Below are 18,399 nucleotides of genomic sequence, written 5' to 3'. Positions count from 1 at the left end.
CTCTTTTTTTAAGTTTCTTTCGAAGCTTATTTCATTTGCTTGCCGCACCGTGTAAACCGTGTTTTCTTGGCCGGACTTAGAATATACCATGTAGAGATTTTGAATGCAAGTCTTTTTTTGAAACTATATTAACAATCGGTTTGATCTAATACGGACGTACATATGGTATTCTCCCAACTTAGCAAGTTCATACGCACGCCCACCTAACTTTTTAATGTTTAACATTCCTAGCAGGAACCTTTCTTGGCCATAAACTGTAACTAAAGCTTATCAGAAAATCGATACCGAGTATCAATCCCCACACTCTGATCAGATTATTGAAGACAGCTGTACGTTCAGCATCTCCAATCCACCATATCATGGCCAATAAAAAAGCACTTCCTATAGCCCAAGCCAATAGATGTCTAAACCATCCACTACGCTCACGACTCGCATGTTCTCTACCATATAACTTGTTACTACGAGGGTTTTCTCCACCTTTGAACCAATATAGGAAATATCGATCCGCCCAAGCGATCATCTGGTGACCATAGGCAATGCTTACTCCTATATACACCGCAGCTATACCATGAATCATACTTGCTGTAGCTCCTCGCTGTAGATCCATAACTGTAGCTACCAGCAATAACAGATCGATAACCGGCGTCGCCATTAACAAACCGATGCCTATTCGCTTCATGCCAAGGAGATACCTGACACTCAGACCTGCGAACACAAACACCCAAAAGGCAATCTCACAACCTATAATGAAATAACCAATCATATCAGCCTCTCCTTTTTTGATACAAATGTATTAAATATAATTTAGCACGTGTGTACTATAATAATCAACAGTGATATAATATGCCTATGCCTAAAATTGTTGATCACGATAAACAGCGCGTGCTCGTGGCCGAGGCAGCTTGGCGTATTATACGAAGAGATGGCATGGAACAGGCCTCTGTTCGGAATATTGCTGAAGAAGCTGGAGTTTCGGTCGGTTCGATGCGTCACTACTTTTCTACTCAATCGGAACTACTACGATATGCCATGAATTTGGTATCTGAACGGGTGTCTCATCGAGTCCAAAAAATGTCCTTCACCGGCTCTCCCATGGACAATATGAAATGCCTATTGCTCGAATTCTTACCAAACACAGAAGAAAAACTGGCCGAAATGGAGGTGTGGTACGCTTTTACAGCCAGATCGAAAACCGATCCTACACTCAAAGAACTTGCTAATACCGTATATGATGAACTCAGACAAGCTGTAGGCTCTGTTATCACCTACCTGATAAAGCACGACCTCTCCAGACCCGATCTGGACAAAGAACTGGAGATCGAGAGATTGTATGCACTGGTGGATGGCTTAGGCATACATACCGTGCTTAGACCGGATCAGATGAATGCCAAGCTCATGGACGATGTTCTCACTTTGCATCTTGCTTCCTTGTTCCGTTAAACCAAAAAAACCGCAGCACATTCGTTGTGACTAAGGCCCGTTACGATAACAGGAGTTAGTTCTGAATGTCCGACGGTTTTTCTTTTTATCCGATAATGATCCGGCCCTCCGGATGACGATACAGTTTCTTCTCTTTGCGCGGACGAAGAGCATACGCGATGGTTAATGGCCCGATCCGACCTACAAACATGGTAAAGGTAATTATAATTTTTCCCCAATTGGTCAACTCATCAGTCACTCCCACAGAAAGACCCACGGTACCGATTGCGGATGCAGCTTCAAACATCAGTGAAAGGAATGGCGCATCCTCTGTCGTAAGCAGAAGCATCACCACGATCATGAATATGATCAGAGAAACCATAATAATGGTCAACGCCCTCATCAGCAGTTCTTTCGGAACACGCTGGCGGAAAAACACAATATCCTTATTTCCTCGAATCATGGCATACACTGCACCAATCATGATCAGGAATGTAGTTGTCTTGATTCCGCCCCCGGTCGATCCTGGGGAAGCCCCGATAAACATCAGCAGAATGAAGAAGAATTGGGTAGCCTGCCTCATCTCCGTGATATCGATTGTACTCGTTCCCGACGAACGTGTAGAGACAGACTGGAAGAAGGACGCATAGATCTTCTCGCTCCATGTGAGTGAAGCCAGTGTATGTCCATTGGTGAATTCGAAAACAAACAACACAATCGCTCCTATACCGATCAGCGCTCCGGATACAGACAGCACCAGTTTGGACTGAAGAGACAAACGGCGGCGTTTGCGATACTCGAACAGATCATTCAATACAACAAAACCCAGTCCACCAGAGACAACGAGCACAGAAGCGGTCACATTGAATATCCAATCTCCGGTATAGTATCGGAAGCTGTTACCAAACAAATCAAATCCGCCATTATTAAATAATGAAACAGAGTGGAATATTCCATAGTATACGGCCTGACCCAATGGCATCTCCGTTGCCCAGCGCAGCGCTAGTATGACAGCAGCCACCCCTTCAATGGTAAAGGAGAAAATCAACACCTTGCGGATAATGCGTACTATCCCTTCCATACTGTCTGCATTAATGGCTTCTTTGAGTAATAACCTGTCCTTGAGTGAGATTCGCTTGCCCAATACAAGTGCAAAGAGAGTAGCCATGGTCATGAATCCGAGTCCACCAAGCTGCATTAATACCATAATGACGAACTGACCAAACAAATTAAAGGTCGTCCCAACATCCACAACGACAAGTCCAGTTACACATGCGGCAGAGGTTGATGTAAAGAGAGCGTCAATAAACGCCAAATGCATGCCGCTTTGGTTGGAGATTGGCAACATGAGAAGCACCGTTCCAATCGCAATGATAAGCAGAAAACCACCGACCAGAATTAACGGAGGAGATAAGAATTTGGCAAAGTGAAGCCTGAACTTCATGAAGGGCACCTCTTTTAACAAAATACGAACAGGTTAATCTAACAATTTCAAGATGCGGTGTTACCCTAATGGTTTGCTGTGAGCAAGGGCCTTCTGACAAACTTTATTTTTAGCGTCTATGTAAACCTAAAGAGGAACTTGCCTCAGCATGATACTGAACGGCAGGTTCCTCTTCTATTATGAACGTATCCTACGTTCCTTATTTAATCTTGCGTACGAGGACGCATGTGCGGGAATAGCAGTACGTCACGAATCGACGGGGAGTTGGTAAGCAGCATGATCAGACGATCAACCCCGATTCCCAATCCGCCTGTTGGTGGCATACCATATTCGAGCGCACGGATGAAGTCGTCATCCATCTCATGAGCTTCGTCGTTCCCATGTTCTTTCTCTAGCATCTGTGCTTCAAAGCGCTGACGCTGATCGATTGGATCATTCAGCTCTGTGAAGGCATTAGCATGCTCGCGTCCAACGATGAACAATTCGAAGCGATCCGTGAAGCGCGGATCTACATCATTTTTCTTCGCCAGTGGTGAGATTTCAAGAGGATGTCCCATAATGAATGTCGGTTGAATCAACGTCTCTTCCACAAACTCTTCAAAGAACGCGTTCAGAATATGACCAAATGTCATATGTTTTTCAACCGGAACCTTATGTTCCTTCGCCAAGTTGTGTGCTTCCTCATCCGTCATGTGTACGGAGAAGTCTACGCCTACAACTTCCTTAACTGCATCCACCATCGTAACACGGCGCCACTGTGGCGTAAGATCTACTTCATAATCTCCATACTGGATCACTTGCGTACCCAGTACTTCCTGTGCAATATGAGCAACCAGGTTCTCCGTCAATTGCATAATATCCTTGTAGTCGGCATATGCCTCATACAATTCAATCATGGTGAACTCCGGATTGTGACGTGTGGACATACCTTCATTCCGATATACACGGCCGATCTCGTATACCTTCTCCAGTCCGCCAACAATCAGACGTTTCAGGTGAAGTTCAATCGCAATCCGCATGTACAGTTCCATATCCAGCGCATTGTGATGTGTGATGAACGGACGTGCTGCCGCTCCTCCTGCGATGGTATGCAACGTAGGTGTTTCCACTTCCAGATATCCAAGGGAATCCAGGTAACGACGCATCGATTGAATGATTTTGGAACGTGCGATAAAGGTCTGTTGTACGTCCGGGCTCATAATCAGGTCAACATAACGCTGGCGGTAACGCAGCTCTACGTCAGTGAGACCATGGAATTTATCCGGAAGCGGATAGAGCGATTTGGACAGCACTTCAAGATCTTTCACTTTGACAGAAGTTTCACCTGTTTTGGTCTTAAAGATCACACCTGTTACCCCAACGATATCGCCAAGGTCCAGCAGGCTAAATGCCGCATACTTGTCTTCAGGCATGCTATCCTGACGAACATAGATCTGGATTCTGCCGCTCAGGTCCTGAATATGTGCGAAGCTTGCTTTACCCATTCCCCGCTTCGCCATAATCCGTCCGGCAATACTGACTTCGATGTGCTTCTCTTCCAGCTCTTCCTTGGTCAGTTCTTCATACTTCTTCAGAATGGAGCCGGCTTCTTCGGTACGTACGTATTTTTGGCCAAAAGGGTCGATTCCCAATTTGCGGAGCTCGTCCAATTTGTCACGGCGAATTTGTAAAAGCTCGCTAAGTTCGGTTTCCTGATTCAAGACTTCATCCGTCATGATCTGTATTCATCTCCTTATTTACATTGCAGGCATCGTGAGAGGACGTTTTTCCTCTAATGTTGAAAAAGCTTCCCTAAGGAAGCTTTTGTTTACCGCGCCCAACTGCTTCGTTGCTATAGCTTTTTAATATCCATAATTTTATATTGAATTACGCCAGCAGGCACACTTACATCAACAACTGTACCTTTTTTCTTGCCGAGAATCGCTTTACCTACAGGGCTCTCGTTCGATATCTTGTTCTGAAGCGGATCTGCCTCAGCAGTACCTACAATCGTATATTCCGTGATGTCGCCAAACTCCAGATCTTCTACAGTGACGGTTGCACCCACGCTTACGGCATCGGTATCGATCTCGTCGCTGTTAATAATCCGCGCGTTACGAAGCAATTTCTCCAACGTGATTACACGTCCTTCAATGAAAGCTTGCTCATTCTTCGCGTCTTCGTATTCAGAGTTTTCACTGATATCTCCATACCCGATGGCTACCTTAATCCGTTCAGCCACTTCGCGGCGCTTCACTGATTTCAATGTTTCCAATTCTTCTTCCAGCTTCTTGAGTCCTTCTGGTGTAAGGATAACTTCCTTGTCGCTCATCTCAACCGATTCTCCTGTCATGGGAATAAATTTGATTGTACGGCAACGGAATCAGTGCTTGTTACAGAGCTCCGCCCGCATACATCTTCAAAACTATATGAAGTTCTCCAGAGAAATAGAATATTCCTCCTGATGCTATAGCCTTATTAACGCACATGGCGAATTTATACTGAGAAATTATAGGGGAACGATCTCGAAAAGTCAATGTTACGTCCCTTATAGGTGTAAACGTTTTATAGATGCGTTTATAATTAAGATGCATTTCCGGCGATTACCGGTTCTGACTCCAAATTACCTTCGCGTTTCAGCTGACTCACAAAGTTCTCCAAAATCTGTACCATCTCGTCCCGCTTGGTTCCTTCCATAATAACGTCCTTGATGCGAGCAGATCCTTTCAAGCCTTTCAAATACCAAGCCAGATGTTTGCGCATCTCGCGTACGGCAACCGTCTCATTCTTCAATGCGATCAGGCGATCCATATGCAGGATGGCAACACGGATCTTCTCTTCGCCATTCGGGTCAGGAAGCAATTCCCCCGTGCTTAAGTATTGAATGGTACGATACAGCATCCATGGGTTACCCAGGGCAGCACGACCGATCATAACTCCGTCACAACCCGTTTCATCCAGCATACGGCGTGCATCCTCTGGTGTATGGACATCACCATTGCCGATCACTGGGATAGAGACAGCTTCTTTTACATCTTTGATGTGTGACCAGTCAGCTGTGCCTGTATAGAGTTGCTCACGCGTACGGCCGTGTACACTTACTGCTTGTCCACCAGCACGTTCAACCGCGAGCGCATTCTCCACCGCGAAGATATGCTCGTTATCCCACCCGATACGCATCTTGACCGTCACCGGCTTCTCCACCGCGTCCACAACAGCGGATACCATCTCATAGATTTTGTTCGGATCAAGCAACCAACGTGCACCTGCATCACATTTCGTCACTTTTGGCACAGGGCATCCCATGTTAATGTCGATGATATCTGCATTGGTTTCTTTATCCACGATTTTGGCTGCTTCTACGAGGGAATCACGATCTCCCCCAAAAATCTGAAGGCTCAGCGGTTTCTCACGCTCATCTACAAACAACATCTCACGTGTACGCTGGTTGCCATGGACAATAGCTTTGCCACTCACCATCTCCGCGCATACGAGGCCTGTTCCGAATTCTTTTGCGATCAAACGAAAAGCCGGATTACATACGCCAGCCATCGGCGCAAGTACGACCTGGTTCTTCATTTCAATGCCACCAATGTTAAGCACGGTAGTCGTTCCACTCCTTTTTTAATTCTGTATATATCACGATATTAAGTTCGATCGGTGTCTTGGTTGTTGTAACATGGTGAAACCGAAACGGTCCTAGTTGCCCCGCAACTCCTCGATACTGATTGCCAGCACACCAGCAATTCGATCGAGCTCTTGCTGTGATACCTTACGGTTTCCCCGCTCAATGGTTCCCAGAATGGCCAGCGAGATGCCGGTCTCGGCCGCAAGTTCATGTTGTGTTAAACCTTTCAGCTTCCGGAATGCTCGGATTCGATTGGCCAGTTGCATGTTTTCCAAAGCTGTATTCCATCCTTTCCATCCAGTACAGACAACGATGAGTGTACAAAGGTATACAAACCTGAAATCTCGCCCTCCGGTACGATATCCGACAGTGGGACCAGCACAAAAGCCCGTTCTCCCATACGAGGATGAGGCAATTGAAGCAATTCGGTATCTCGCGTCTCACCATGCATCCAGAGCAGATCCAGATCAACGGTGCGCGGTCCCCAGCGAATATCACGAACACGGCCGAGCCGATTCTCGATATCCAGTAATTCCGTAAGCAACTGCTCCGGTGTCAGCATCACCTGTACGGCGACTGCCATATTCAGAAATGCAGGCTGATCTACATATCCTACAGGCTCCGTCTCATATAGTGCAGAACAACGCAGAACGGATATATGAGGGTGTTCATCCAGCAAAGACAATGCTTCAAGCAAAGTCTCTTCCCGGTCACCCAAATTGGCCCCTAAAGCAATATAAGCCTCTGAAGATTCAGAGGTCGAATGTGCAATCATGATCGGTTCTCACTTTCTTGTGCGGCGAAGCTCTACCGTTACGCCCTCAAAATGAATATCGAATGGCGGATGTGGCTTCGTCACCTTGACTGTCAATGCATTGATAATAGTATAAGTGTCTAGTAAAGAAGATGCAATATGTTCGCCCAAAGCTTCAATTAACTGGAACGATTTATTCTCAACAATCTGTTTTACCAGCTCATGGATCTCCGCATAATTAATCGTTTTGGTCAGATCATCGTTACGTCCGGCCTCGCCCAGGTCCATATCAATCTCCAGATCAATATAGTATCGCTGCCCCAGCTTCCGTTCTTCTGCAAAAACACCATGATACCCGTAATACTCCATACGATGCAATACCATTCTATCCATACGATCCGCCTGCCCTCTATATATATTGAAATTTTAATCTATTTGAAGTTATCCCTTAGCTTTGCCTTCGAAAAATGCTGCGCTTCCACTGGACGGGTCACCAGGGACCCGCCAGCATTATTTCCTCCGTATACCCGGAGAAGCATATAACATGGCATCACACATATCTGCCGTCCGCCGAATCGGCTTCACATCATGAACCCGAACCATCTGGCAGCCTTGGGCAATGCCAAATGCAACGGTCGCAGCCGTTCCTTCCAGCGCTTCATCCGCCCCGACATTCAGGGTGTTCTGGATGAACCTTTTGCGTGAGGTGGCTAGCAGAACGGGATACCCCATTTCATTGAGCAAACCGAGCGATGACATGAGCTTCAGATTTTCTCCGAGATCCTTCACAAAACCGATACCCGGGTCCAGGATAATTTGCTCTGCTTTCACGCCCGCTGTTAATGCAATCTGTATGCTCTCCTGCAAATCGCTCACGACATCACTCAGATAATCGGTGTAATTCCGATCCTGCCGATTATGCATCAGAATGATGGGGCACCCCAGCTCTGCTGCCGTGCGGGCCATATCTGCATCTGCCTTGGCACCCCACACATCATTAATAATATGGGCACCGGCTAGAATAGCCTGACGTGCAACCTCGGCCTTGTACGTGTCCACCGATATCGGAATGTGCGGGGCTTGCTGATGCAATGCTTCAATAACCGGAATAATCCGGCTAAGCTCTTCATCGGCGCCCACGACATCTGAACCTGGACGGGTGGACTCCCCGCCGATATCAATCAGGTCCGCCCCATCCTCCATCATCTGCTTGGCATGCGCAACCGCCCGCTCCACGTTGGTATAACGTCCACCATCTGAAAATGAGTCAGGCGTGACGTTAAGAATGCCCATAATCTGTGTTCTTGTACCCAGCTTCAACTCAGCTGGCCCCCATGTATAGTTCCGTTCATAGATGACAGGTGTAAGTGTCATGAAGTATACCCCGCTTTCTGCCGGTACATACCCAGAAGGACTGCTGTAACCGGGCCTATATGTCCGTTGCTGATTATCGTTTCGGCTCCGTCCTGATCCCGCAGAGTTGTAACCGGAACCAGTTCGGCCACCGAGCCTGTTAGAAATATTTCATCTGCTTGCAGGAGATCCTCCCAAGCCGCTAGCGTTTCTATGCAGGGGATTCCTTGCTGCGAGGCAATCTCCATTACCACAGCTCTCGTGATACCCGGCAGAATGCCGGTTGAGAGTGCTGGCGTGTAGAGAACATTTTCCCGTACCCAAAACACATTGCTGACGATCCCTTCCGCTATATGACCATCCCGGGTTAATTGTAGCCCTTCTGCACCCTGCACATGCTGCCCGTATCCATTAAGCTCCCGTTTCGCCAGAATGCTGTTCATGTAATGCAGCGACTTGAACCGAACTTCTCCTTCGGGCGTGTTGCGAGGTGTAGACAACCGTTGGAGCATTTTGCCGCTCTCATATAAAGAGGGAGAAGGATCAGGTAATGCTTTTGCCAGTACAATATGATTTGGCTTCGAATAATCACCAGAAGGTAAGCCTAGCGGTGCTTCACCGGCTGATACCGTATAACGCACATACGCATCCCGAAGTCCGTTCGCATCCATCAGATGTTGAATCCAATCAGTCACCTCTGCTGCGGTCGTTGTAAAAGGAATGCCAAGTTCCTTACACCCCGAGGCCATGCGCTCCAGATGCCGTTCCAAAAGATAGGGGACACCTTGATACGTCCGGAACGTCTCAAACAATCCAAGTCCGTACAAAAAACCGTGATCCGTTACAGGAACCACGGCCGCCGCCATATTGACCAACTCTCCGTTTATCGCGGCATATTGCATGTTATACCTTCACTTGTTGGGACAAAAAGTTACGAAGCATCTGATGACCATGGTCTGTAATAATGGATTCCGGGTGGAATTGAACACCTTCAATCGCATATTCTTTGTGGCGCAGACCCATAATCTCACCTTCAGCTGTCTCCGCTGTAATCTCCAGGCAGTCAGGCAAGCTGCTGCGCTCGACAATCAGGGAGTGGTAACGGGTAGCTGTAAATGGAGATGGCAATCCGGAAAAGACCGATGTCCCGTTGTGGTGCATCTCAGATGTTTTGCCGTGCATCATGCGCTCCGCACGAATGACATTGCCACCAAACGCTTGTCCAATGGACTGATGCCCCAGACAAACACCAAAGATCGGAATGCTTCCCTTGAAATGATCAATGACCGCCAAGCTAATGCCTGCTTCATTCGGTGTACACGGGCCCGGAGAGATCAGAATATGATCAGGTGCCAGTGCCTCTATGCCTGCCAGATCAATCTCATCGTTGCGGCGAACTTCCACCGTCTCGCCTAGTTCACCCAGATATTGAACCAGGTTGTACGTGAAGGAATCGTAATTATCGATAACCAGTATCATATGCCTGCTCCTCCTCATCATCCGTCAACACAAGTGACGGTTGCTTCGTTTTATTTTAATTTAATTTAGTTTAACAGCTTCCGTTCGTTTCGCTTGTTCTTGTTCGACAGCTCTGTTCGCTTCCGCTTCCTCGCTGTAATTCACCGCTCTCATCATGGCTCTTGCCTTGTTGCGGCATTCCTTGTATTCCCGATATGGATCGGAATCAATAACAATCCCTGCCCCAGCCTGTACATAACCAATACCGTCCTTAATGGCAAGTGTACGAATGACGATGTTCAATTCCATATTTCCACTGTAATCCATCCACCCGATGGAACCCGTATAAGGCCCACGCCGCACAGGCTCAAGTTCCTCGATAATCTCCATGGTGCGGACTTTCGGGGCTCCTGTAATCGTTCCACCCGGGAATGTCGCAGCGATCACATCAAATACCGATAACCCTTCTGCCAGCCTGCCTTCCACCTGGGAAACGAGATGCATGACATGGGAATACTTCTCGATGGTCATCAATTCAGGTACATGAACTGAACCGTAGGCCGCAATCCGTCCGATATCATTACGTTCCAGATCGACGAGCATAATATGCTCCGCCCGTTCCTTCTCACTGCTGAGCAGTTCATCCGCCATAGCCTTATCTTCTACTGCATCGCGGCCCCTTCTTCGGGTCCCTGCAATGGGACGTGCACTGACTTTGCCATTCTCCACTTTGACCAGAAGTTCGGGAGATCCGCCTACCAGTTGAAAGTCTGGACTACGCAGCATACCCATATACGGTGATGGATTCACAAGGCGCAGCCATTCATAAATATGCTCAGCGCTCGAATGAAGCCGCTTCTCCTGTCTCAAGGACAGATTCACCTGGAACACATCGCCCTGCCTGATATATTCCTGTACCGTATGCACAGCTTGTTCAAAGTCCTCCTGGGGAAAGGAGGTCTCCCACCCTACGGATTCCCTTTCCGCATCTTCAGGCTGCGGTGCGCGATTGACCTGCTTATTGCGCCGTTCCAGTGCCTGTTGTTGTTCTTCGGCCTGTGCAAACCCCATAATATGAAGCCATCTTTGCTGCATCGCTGTCGCTCGTGCTTCGGCCGCTGCATATAGACCACGGATATCCGTTTCGTTCCGGTTAGGCTCTATAGCCAGATGAACCATACAGAAAAGCGCCTGCTGCTCATGGTCATACGCCCATATTTCCTCAAAGCGCATCCACCAATAATCCGGCAGGGACGGATTATCTTCAGCCAAGACTGGAAGCTTCTCCAATGATCTTGCTACATCGTAGCTGAGATAACCTGCGTATCCACCCCCAAAATCTGGAGCCCCATTAACCTTGGGTGCGCTATACGGGGCAGTCCATCTCTTTAATACATCAAGCGGCTTGCCGCTGTCCATCGAGGTGGTCCCTTCTGTCACATCATGAATAAGCGCTTCTTGACCTTTCCCGGAAATTACGGATACGGGGTCTAACCCCAGAAATGTATATCTCCCGCCTTTGCCATTCTCCAGCACAATTGCGTATGGTGACGCCTGCTCCCAGGCTGCCTCCCACGATAACGGTAAACCGCCATGATACGGTCCCTCATCCGACTTTGTGATATAGGGCATCATGGTCCAGCCTTGTTCAGCCCACTCCATCCAGTCGGCGTATGTTGTCATCAGGTGTGTCATTGCGGTGTGCCGCCCTCCATCTATCGCTAGTTCTATTGTCTGATAGTATACTAAAGCGCCGCCCCTTTTAAAAGCATTACGCCAAAAATCCTCCATACCCGTCATACGGGCAAGGAGGATTGGTTTTGTCATTTGTAAGCTTAGCCTTCGAAGTTGTAAAGCGGTGTGCTGAGGTAACGCTCGCCGTTACTTGGCACGATCACGACAACACGTTTGCCTGCACCCAACTGTTTTGCTACCTGAAGACCTGCACGGATCGCTGCACCGGAAGAAATACCGGACAGAATGCCCTCTTCCTTCGCTACTTGGCGAGCGGTCTCAAAGGCATCATCATTCTCAATGTGAATGATCTCATCATAGATTTCCTGATCAAGGATCTCAGGGATAAAGTTGGCACCAATCCCCTGGATCTTATGAGGGCCTGGTTTGCCGCCTGCAAGAATTGGCGAAGCTGCTGGCTCAACTGCAACAATTTTAATACCAGAGAAAGCTTCTTTCAGCACTTCCCCTACACCTGTAATTGTTCCACCTGTACCGATTCCTGCAACGAAAGCATCCAACGTACCGCCTACAGATTGAATTGCTTCAACAATCTCAGGGCCAGTCGTTTCACGGTGGATCTTCACGTTGGCTTTATTTTTAAATTGCTCAGCCATGAAATAGGATGGGTTTTCTTTCAGCAGTTCTTCGGCTTTTTTAACAGCACCATTCATACCTTCAGCTCCAGGTGTAAGCACAAGCTCAGCACCATACGCACGAAGCAAGTTACGACGCTCCAAGCTCATCGTCTCAGGCATTACAATAACGGACTTGTAGCCTTTGGCTGCAGCCACCATCGCGAGTCCAATTCCCGTGTTACCACTTGTTGCTTCGATAATGGTATCACCTGGTTTTAGCTTGCCTTCTTTTTCCGCTTCTTCCACAATGCTAATTGCGATACGGTCTTTCACGCTTGAACCTGGATTCTGGTACTCCAGCTTCACGAATACTTCAGCACTGCCTTCAGGTACGATACGGTTCAGACGAACAAGCGGAGTACCTCCGATGAGTTCTGTTACGTTATTAACTACTTTAGCCATATGAATGCCCTCCTTAGTGGATGAATAAAACTTGAGTCCTGTTAACCTATACTGTGCGGCCGGTAGCCTCTAGCTGTTATAGAAGAACTGCGGAAATCCTGTTGATCCTATCCCTTACTGCCAAGATTTCTAGCAGGGCGGAGGTTTCCGAAAGTTTCTTTGTTCATAAATAAATCTTTTATATCCGAGTAAACGAGTAGGTATTTATTATTTTCATCTTATCAACGTTAACCCTTATTGTCAATATGAGTACTCAAAAAAAATACTCTGCCTTTGGCCCTAAGACCGCAGACAGAGTATTTTTATCAAGATGCAGCAGTACGAGACAATCTTTTCCATTGCATTCAGGAGGCAGGAATCTCGGACAGGATTACGGCTTCATACTTGTTACGCAGCATTTGCTCTACCTGCGGCAACGGATCAGCCTGACTCAGAGCCAGTTCCATTCGAATCTCCTCACGGACTTCTTCGGCAGATTGCACCTGGCGTTCTTCTTTATCATTAAGTCTGATAATAGCATAGCCCTCTTCCACTTGAACTGGACCAGCAATATCGCCTATATCCAGCCCGGCAGCAAGTTGAAGGATTTCTTCTGACTGGAATGGATCATTGCGCTCAATCCATCCCAGCCTGCCACCAGCATCACGAGAGAAGCTGTCTGTCGATTGCTTGCGAGCAGCTTCTTCAAAGTCTTCCCCCTTCTCCAACGCATCCAGTAAGGAATCAGCTTCCTCTTCTTCCTTCACTACGATGATGGACAAGTCATATTTCTCGGGGGAAACGTAATCCTCACGATGTTCAGTCCAGTAATGCTCAATATCTGCATCCTTGATCTGTATGCCGATCGTTGCAATTTTCTCAAGCAGCAGCCTGTAGCCGGCTTCCAACTCAAGCTCCTGTTTCGACAGACCCAATTGGGACTTCATTTCGTCAAAATATGATTTCTCTGAATCGTACCCATCCATCGCGGCGGCAAGTTCTCTTGCAATCTCTTGGGGAGTGACGATCAGCTTGCGTTCAATTGCTTCGGCAAATACTGCTTTACGGTTTAACATCTGGAGTAATAACTCGCTGCCATAGCGTCTTTTCAGCGCATCGGTCCACTCTTTGTCCGTGATGACTTCTCCGTTGATCGTCGCTACGGTGCTTCCTTCTTCCGTATTGGCATCATGAGATGCATCTGCCTCGTCTTTGCCCTGTCTGAGACCATGCATAGCCATCACACTACCCATGACCAGCATACCCAGCGTCAAGACAATTACAGCCGTCCACAACCCTTTTTCCTGTCTTGTCATTCCGCATCCCGTCCCCGCATAGATCAGTTCTTGGCTTGCTCTAGGATGGTCTCAAGTTGTTCTTTGTTAAAGTCATAGGCTTCATTGCAGAATTGGCAGACCACTTCAGCCTGGCCCTCTTCTTCAATTAATTGCTCCATCTCCGTTTGGCCCAGGCTGATTAGTGTCTTCTCTACCCGCTCACGTGAACACTCACAGCTAAAATGAATATCCAATCCTTCCATCACTTGTACATCTGGCAACAATCGGCGAAGCAACTCTTCCAATTCAAGTCCCTGTTCCAGCAACGTCGTCACTGGCGGCAACGTACTAATGGCGTTTTCGATCACCGTGATCTCTGGATCTGTCAATCCCGGCAACAGCTGCATAATGAATCCACCTGAGACAATAACGGAATTATCCGTATCAACGAGCACACCAACGCCTACAGCAGAAGGTGTTTGCTCCGATTGAGCAAAGTAGTACGTGAAGTCTTCGCCCAGTTCTCCTGAAATAATAGGCACACTGCCACGATATGGCTCTTTCAGTCCCAAATCCTTCGTTATGTTGATGAAACCTTCCGTTCCAACCGCGCCTGCAACGTCCAGTTTACCCACACTATTGCTTGGCAAATGTACATGCGGATTAGAAACATATCCTCGTACTTCGCCTTTCGCATTGGCATCAGCTACAATCTGTCCAATGGGCCCATCACCGTTGACTTGTACCGTTAACTTCTCTTCACCTTTGAGCATTGCACCCATAATAGCTGCTGTTGTAACCGTACGCCCCATGGCAGCTGTAGCCGTGGGAAACGTGTCGTGTCTTCTGCGTAGTTCCTCAACCAGTTCCGTAGTCTGGATAGCAAAGGCTCTTACCTTTCCATTCATTGCTGTACCACGAATTAACCGGTCATGCTTGTTGTTGTTTTCCAAGTCATTCAGCCTCCTTTGGCGTATCGCCATAATAGTCGTAACACAGAAAAAACGGCACAACACTTAAGCTGTAATCTCAGCCCGCTGTATGCCGTCACTATGCTCACCTTTCCCGGTTCCGCTCATATATAATACGCAGCCCTTCAAGCGTAAGCAGCGGATCAACTTCCTCTATACTACGGGTTTCTTCTGCGATAAGTGTAGCGAGACCACCCGTCGCGATAACTCGGGGCTTCGCTCCCATCTCCTCGCGAATACGTTCTACAATACCATCTACCTGCCCTGCATAGCCAAATATAATACCCGCTTGCATAGCATGAATAGTATTACGGCCAATGACCTTTTTAGGTTTCTCCAGCTCTATACGAGGCAACTTGGATGCCCGCTCATAGAGCGCTTCAGTGGCAATCTGGATGCCAGGTACAATAGCTCCCCCCAGATAGTGGCCTTTCTCGTCAATACAGTCAAAGGTCGTTGCAGTACCGAAATCGACCACGACGAGAGGGCCGCCATACTTCTCAACGGCTGCCACTGCATTAACAATACGATCTGCACCCACTTCACGAGGGTTCTCGTATCGCAGATTCAAGCCAGTTTTGATACCAGGCCCAACGAGCAAAGCTTTTTTGCCTACATACTTCTCACACATCGCTTCGATTACATTCACCAGTGGCGGAACCACAGATGAGATGATGACACCTTCGATGTCACTTGCCCTGATGCCGGACATATGAAATAAATTATAAATCAATACGCCGTATTCATCCACTGTTGACTGACGTGATGTACTCAGACGAAAGTGGTGCAGCAATTCCCGGCCTTGATATACGCCGAGCACCATATTGCTGTTCCCCACGTCTACAACTAAAATCAAAGAGGTTCACCCCTCTTTCTTTTCATTTAAATCCAGACTAATATCCAGGCTCTCAAAGGAATAGGTTAACCTGCCAACCGAAATTACATCCACACCACTCTCTGCAATACCACGAATGGTCTGAAGAGACACGTTACCGGATGCTTCAACCTTCACATGAGGAGCCTGTTCACGAATAAGTTCAACTGCTTCACGCATCCGCTCTGGATGCATGTTATCCAGCATAATGATATCTGCCCCGGCTTGCAAGGCTTCTCTCACCTGCTCCAGATTTTCAGTCTCCACTTCAATCGTCATCGTATGTGGGATAACGGTTCGCGCACGCTGTACCGCCTCGGTGATTCCGCCTGCACCCTTGATGTGGTTATCCTTAATCATAACGGCATCGTACAGTCCAAATCGATGATTCGCTCCGCCACCCACGCGCACTGCGTATTTCTCAAGTAATCGGTGGCCCGGCGTTGTCTTACGTGTATCCACGAGCCTGGTCTCAAGACCATCCAGCACATCCACGTAGGCACGCGTACGCGTAGCTATTCCGGACATACGTTGCAGCAAGTTAAGTGCCAGTCGTTCCCCCGTAAGCAGAGAATGTGTACTTCCCTCTACCTCGGCCAAAATCGTGCCATGGGTAACCTTGTCTCCGTCTGTTACCTTCGGTGAAAATACAAGATCAGGATCAACGACCTGAAATACAAGTTCAGCTACGGTCATGCCTGCAATAATACCATCGTCTTTGGCGTGTATAATGGCCTTGGATTGGTTGCCTGCTGGAATCGTCACACTTGTTGTAACGTCACCTGCACCAACATCTTCACGAAGCCAGTTTTTGATTGATTCGATAAGCCCTTCATTATATCCATTCAGTATCATGACATCAATTCCTCCACAATCGCTTGTTCTCGCTGCTGCAGACTATGCTTCTGCCACACGATATCATCACGCGCCGGGAAATCCTCACGATAGTGAGCCCCCCGACTCTCCTCGCGGTGTAATGCCCCGCTGGTAACTAACCAGGCACAGGTCAGAAGGTTGGCATACTCCAGCTCTTCCTTATGAGTGAGTGTCAGATCAAAAAATTGCAATTCCTGTTGCAGCTTGTCCATGGCCTTCTGCAGGTCCTTACCATTCCGGCGCAAGCCTACCTGACGAACCATCATTTTCTGTAATCGTAAACGTCTTTCGGATATAGGTTTTTGCTCTTTCATGATCTTGCTATTCATGTTCACAGATGCGGTCGAAGTTCCTCTTACTTGTAATGAACCGAGCGGGGAAAGTGATTGAATGCGATCAACAATTCTCCGGCCAAATACAATCGCTTCTGACAAGGAGTTGCTTGCCAGACGGTTAGCTCCATGCACTCCTGTAGAAGACACCTCACCACAAGCAAATAATCGGGAGATACTGCTCTCTCCACTTAAATCCGTTTTTACTCCACCCATCATGTAATGGGCAGCAGGTGCAACGGGAATCCAGTCCGTTGTCATGTCTAATCCATAACGCATACAAGTCTCATATATGGTAGGGAACCGATGCTTGATCATCTCTGGCTGTTCATGCGTAATGTCCAAATACACAAAGGTACTGTTGGTGGACTCCATCTCACTAACAATCGCTCGTGCCACGATATCGCGAGGGGCCAGTTCAAGCTGGGCATGATAACGATCCATGAAGCGCTCGCCCTTCACATTGCGCAAATATGCCCCTTCGCCGCGTACGGCTTCTGACACAAGGAAACGCGGGGCCCCCGGGTAACAAAGAGAGGTGGGGTGGAATTGGATAAATTCCATGTCACGAACAATAGCCCCAGCCCGATAGGCCATGGCTACACCATCGGCAGTAGCTACATCCGGATTTGTTGTATATCGGTACAGTTGTCCTGCCCCACCAGAGCAAAGAACGGTTGCCTGTGCCTTCACGAACACTTGTGATCCGTCATCCTTCTGAACCAGAGCGCCAATGCATTCCCCTCGATCTCGATCTGTAATCAGGTCAACAACAAAATGCTCATCCCATACTTCAATCCCCGGATGTTCATTCACTTCAACAGCAAGCGCACGTACAATCTCATATCCCGTTGCATCTCCGTTGGCATGCAAAATACGGCGGTGGCTGTGCGCACCTTCCTGCGTCAACGCCAGCTCGCCGTTCTCCAGATCAAATAAAGTACCCAAACGAATCAGTTCCTTCACTCCGTCCGGCCCCTCATTCACCAATACCTCTACCGCTTCGGAGCGGCATAAGCCCGCTCCTGCTACAAGTGTATCCTGCAAATGATAAGCAGGTGAATCATCCTCAGCAATAACCGCAGCGATGCCTCCCTGCGCATATCTGGTGTTACTTTCAAGTAATGACTTCTTCGTAATCATTAATACACGTTGTTGTCCACTTGCCTTAATGGCGGTGAACAGACCAGCAATCCCTGAGCCTATAACCAGTACATCCGTCTCTACCATGGGTAGCGCAGACAGATCAAAATCAACTAAATATTGCGGTATCATGTTATT

At 47.9% G+C, this 18,399-nt stretch carries 19 protein-coding genes; 1 reads left to right on the top strand and 18 read right to left on the bottom strand.

What is annotated here, in order from left to right; all coding sequences use genetic code 11:
- Window positions 1-211: 211 nt before the first annotated feature.
- Complete coding sequence (locus J2Z28_RS28115) at window positions 212-763, bottom strand: hypothetical protein (protein ID WP_211085385.1); 552 nt, start codon at window positions 761-763, stop codon at window positions 212-214.
- Between the two features lie 86 nt (window positions 764-849).
- Between J2Z28_RS28115 and J2Z28_RS28110 the strand changes: the two genes are divergently transcribed.
- Entirely contained in the window at window positions 850-1,440 is a 591-nt protein-coding gene (locus J2Z28_RS28110) for a TetR/AcrR family transcriptional regulator (RefSeq protein WP_211085384.1), read from the top strand.
- 85 nt (window positions 1,441-1,525) lie between these two features.
- Here the strand turns inward: J2Z28_RS28110 and J2Z28_RS28105 are convergent, their stop codons facing one another.
- The 17 genes from J2Z28_RS28105 to nadB form a co-directional block, all read right to left on the bottom strand.
- Entirely contained in the window at window positions 1,526-2,863 is a 1,338-nt protein-coding gene (locus J2Z28_RS28105) for a TrkH family potassium uptake protein (RefSeq protein WP_211085383.1), read from the bottom strand.
- A 203-nt stretch (window positions 2,864-3,066) separates the two neighbouring features.
- The gene (lysS, locus tag J2Z28_RS28100; RefSeq protein WP_074092931.1) at window positions 3,067-4,578 is read right to left on the bottom strand and encodes a lysine--tRNA ligase; all 1,512 of its coding nucleotides are present in this window, start codon (window positions 4,576-4,578) and stop codon (window positions 3,067-3,069) included.
- Window positions 4,579-4,694: 116 nt separating this feature from the next.
- Window positions 4,695-5,174 (bottom strand): transcription elongation factor GreA, encoded by a 480-nt coding sequence (greA, locus tag J2Z28_RS28095; protein WP_036606099.1) that lies wholly within the window; start codon window positions 5,172-5,174, stop codon window positions 4,695-4,697.
- Between the two features lie 251 nt (window positions 5,175-5,425).
- Entirely contained in the window at window positions 5,426-6,445 is a 1,020-nt protein-coding gene (dusB, locus tag J2Z28_RS28090; protein WP_074092930.1) for a tRNA dihydrouridine synthase DusB, read from the bottom strand.
- A gap of 96 nt (window positions 6,446-6,541) precedes the next feature.
- A complete protein-coding gene (locus tag J2Z28_RS28085) occupies window positions 6,542-6,736 on the bottom strand; it encodes a helix-turn-helix domain-containing protein (protein ID WP_036668438.1) in 195 nt (64 codons plus the stop codon).
- On the bottom strand, window positions 6,697-7,245 hold the full coding sequence (gene folK, locus J2Z28_RS28080; protein ID WP_211085382.1) for a 2-amino-4-hydroxy-6-hydroxymethyldihydropteridine diphosphokinase: 549 nt from the start codon (window positions 7,243-7,245) through the stop codon (window positions 6,697-6,699). Before folK ends, J2Z28_RS28085 begins: the two co-directional genes overlap by 40 nt.
- Before the next feature lie 9 nt (window positions 7,246-7,254).
- A complete protein-coding gene (gene folB / locus J2Z28_RS28075; RefSeq protein WP_036606103.1) occupies window positions 7,255-7,617 on the bottom strand; it encodes a dihydroneopterin aldolase in 363 nt (120 codons plus the stop codon).
- A gap of 117 nt (window positions 7,618-7,734) precedes the next feature.
- Complete coding sequence (gene folP, locus J2Z28_RS28070) at window positions 7,735-8,598, bottom strand: dihydropteroate synthase (RefSeq protein ID WP_211085381.1); 864 nt, start codon at window positions 8,596-8,598, stop codon at window positions 7,735-7,737.
- Window positions 8,595-9,479, bottom strand: a complete 885-nt coding sequence (locus tag J2Z28_RS28065; protein WP_211085380.1) for an aminotransferase class IV — start codon at window positions 9,477-9,479, stop codon at window positions 8,595-8,597. Before J2Z28_RS28065 ends, folP begins: the two co-directional genes overlap by 4 nt.
- A 1-nt stretch (window position 9,480) precedes the next feature.
- Window positions 9,481-10,056 (bottom strand): aminodeoxychorismate/anthranilate synthase component II, encoded by a 576-nt coding sequence (pabA, locus tag J2Z28_RS28060; RefSeq protein WP_211085379.1) that lies wholly within the window; start codon window positions 10,054-10,056, stop codon window positions 9,481-9,483.
- Window positions 10,057-10,116: 60 nt separating this feature from the next.
- Window positions 10,117-11,730 (bottom strand): anthranilate synthase component I family protein, encoded by a 1,614-nt coding sequence (locus J2Z28_RS28055; protein WP_211085378.1) that lies wholly within the window; start codon window positions 11,728-11,730, stop codon window positions 10,117-10,119.
- A gap of 140 nt (window positions 11,731-11,870) precedes the next feature.
- Complete coding sequence (cysK, locus tag J2Z28_RS28050; RefSeq protein ID WP_211085377.1) at window positions 11,871-12,809, bottom strand: cysteine synthase A; 939 nt, start codon at window positions 12,807-12,809, stop codon at window positions 11,871-11,873.
- Window positions 12,810-13,153: 344 nt separating this feature from the next.
- The gene (locus J2Z28_RS28045) at window positions 13,154-14,104 is read right to left on the bottom strand and encodes a peptidyl-prolyl cis-trans isomerase (protein WP_211085376.1); all 951 of its coding nucleotides are present in this window, start codon (window positions 14,102-14,104) and stop codon (window positions 13,154-13,156) included.
- 23 nt (window positions 14,105-14,127) lie between these two features.
- Window positions 14,128-15,048, bottom strand: coding sequence for an Hsp33 family molecular chaperone HslO (hslO, locus tag J2Z28_RS28040; RefSeq protein ID WP_211085375.1), 921 nt, complete (start codon window positions 15,046-15,048; stop codon window positions 14,128-14,130).
- Window positions 15,049-15,121: 73 nt separating this feature from the next.
- A complete protein-coding gene (locus tag J2Z28_RS28035) occupies window positions 15,122-15,892 on the bottom strand; it encodes a type III pantothenate kinase (RefSeq protein WP_026081372.1) in 771 nt (256 codons plus the stop codon).
- Window positions 15,893-15,898: 6 nt separating this feature from the next.
- Window positions 15,899-16,765: a carboxylating nicotinate-nucleotide diphosphorylase gene (gene nadC, locus J2Z28_RS28030; RefSeq protein WP_211085374.1), complete on the bottom strand. Its 867-nt coding sequence runs from the start codon at window positions 16,763-16,765 to the stop codon at window positions 15,899-15,901.
- The gene (nadB, locus tag J2Z28_RS28025; RefSeq protein ID WP_211085373.1) at window positions 16,762-18,393 is read right to left on the bottom strand and encodes an L-aspartate oxidase; all 1,632 of its coding nucleotides are present in this window, start codon (window positions 18,391-18,393) and stop codon (window positions 16,762-16,764) included. The genes nadC and nadB overlap by 4 nt, the downstream gene beginning before the upstream one ends.
- Window positions 18,394-18,399: the final 6 nt, after the last annotated feature.

Source organism: Paenibacillus xylanexedens (assembly GCF_017874615.1).
Lineage (GTDB): Bacteria > Bacillota > Bacilli > Paenibacillales > Paenibacillaceae > Paenibacillus > Paenibacillus xylanexedens.
Note: the sequence above shows the minus strand (reverse complement) of the source record. Positions and strands in the feature narration are given on the sequence as shown.

Excerpts from the sequence above, each read along its gene's own strand:
- cysK (WP_211085377.1), bottom strand. The coding sequence starts at position 12,809 with ATGGCTAAAGTAGTTAATAACGTAACAGAACTCATCGGAGGTACTCCG.
- J2Z28_RS28105 (WP_211085383.1), bottom strand. The coding sequence starts at position 2,863 with ATGAAGTTCAGGCTTCACTTTGCCAAATTCTTATCTCCTCCGTTAATT.
- nadB (WP_211085373.1), bottom strand. The coding sequence starts at position 18,393 with ATGATACCGCAATATTTAGTTGATTTTGATCTGTCTGCGCTACCCATG.
- J2Z28_RS28055 (WP_211085378.1), bottom strand. The coding sequence starts at position 11,730 with ATGACACACCTGATGACAACATACGCCGACTGGATGGAGTGGGCTGAA.
- nadC (WP_211085374.1), bottom strand. The coding sequence starts at position 16,765 with ATGATACTGAATGGATATAATGAAGGGCTTATCGAATCAATCAAAAAC.
- hslO (WP_211085375.1), bottom strand. The coding sequence starts at position 15,048 with ATGGCGATACGCCAAAGGAGGCTGAATGACTTGGAAAACAACAACAAG.
- J2Z28_RS28045 (WP_211085376.1), bottom strand. The coding sequence starts at position 14,104 with ATGACAAGACAGGAAAAAGGGTTGTGGACGGCTGTAATTGTCTTGACG.
- folB (WP_036606103.1), bottom strand. The coding sequence starts at position 7,617 with ATGGATAGAATGGTATTGCATCGTATGGAGTATTACGGGTATCATGGT.
- greA (WP_036606099.1), bottom strand. The coding sequence starts at position 5,174 with ATGAGCGACAAGGAAGTTATCCTTACACCAGAAGGACTCAAGAAGCTG.
- folP (WP_211085381.1), bottom strand. The coding sequence starts at position 8,598 with ATGACACTTACACCTGTCATCTATGAACGGAACTATACATGGGGGCCA.
- lysS (WP_074092931.1), bottom strand. The coding sequence starts at position 4,578 with ATGACGGATGAAGTCTTGAATCAGGAAACCGAACTTAGCGAGCTTTTA.
- J2Z28_RS28065 (WP_211085380.1), bottom strand. The coding sequence starts at position 9,479 with ATGCAATATGCCGCGATAAACGGAGAGTTGGTCAATATGGCGGCGGCC.
- J2Z28_RS28085 (WP_036668438.1), bottom strand. The coding sequence starts at position 6,736 with ATGCAACTGGCCAATCGAATCCGAGCATTCCGGAAGCTGAAAGGTTTA.
- folK (WP_211085382.1), bottom strand. The coding sequence starts at position 7,245 with ATGATTGCACATTCGACCTCTGAATCTTCAGAGGCTTATATTGCTTTA.
- J2Z28_RS28110 (WP_211085384.1), top strand. The coding sequence starts at position 850 with ATGCCTAAAATTGTTGATCACGATAAACAGCGCGTGCTCGTGGCCGAG.
- J2Z28_RS28115 (WP_211085385.1), bottom strand. The coding sequence starts at position 763 with ATGATTGGTTATTTCATTATAGGTTGTGAGATTGCCTTTTGGGTGTTT.
- pabA (WP_211085379.1), bottom strand. The coding sequence starts at position 10,056 with ATGATACTGGTTATCGATAATTACGATTCCTTCACGTACAACCTGGTT.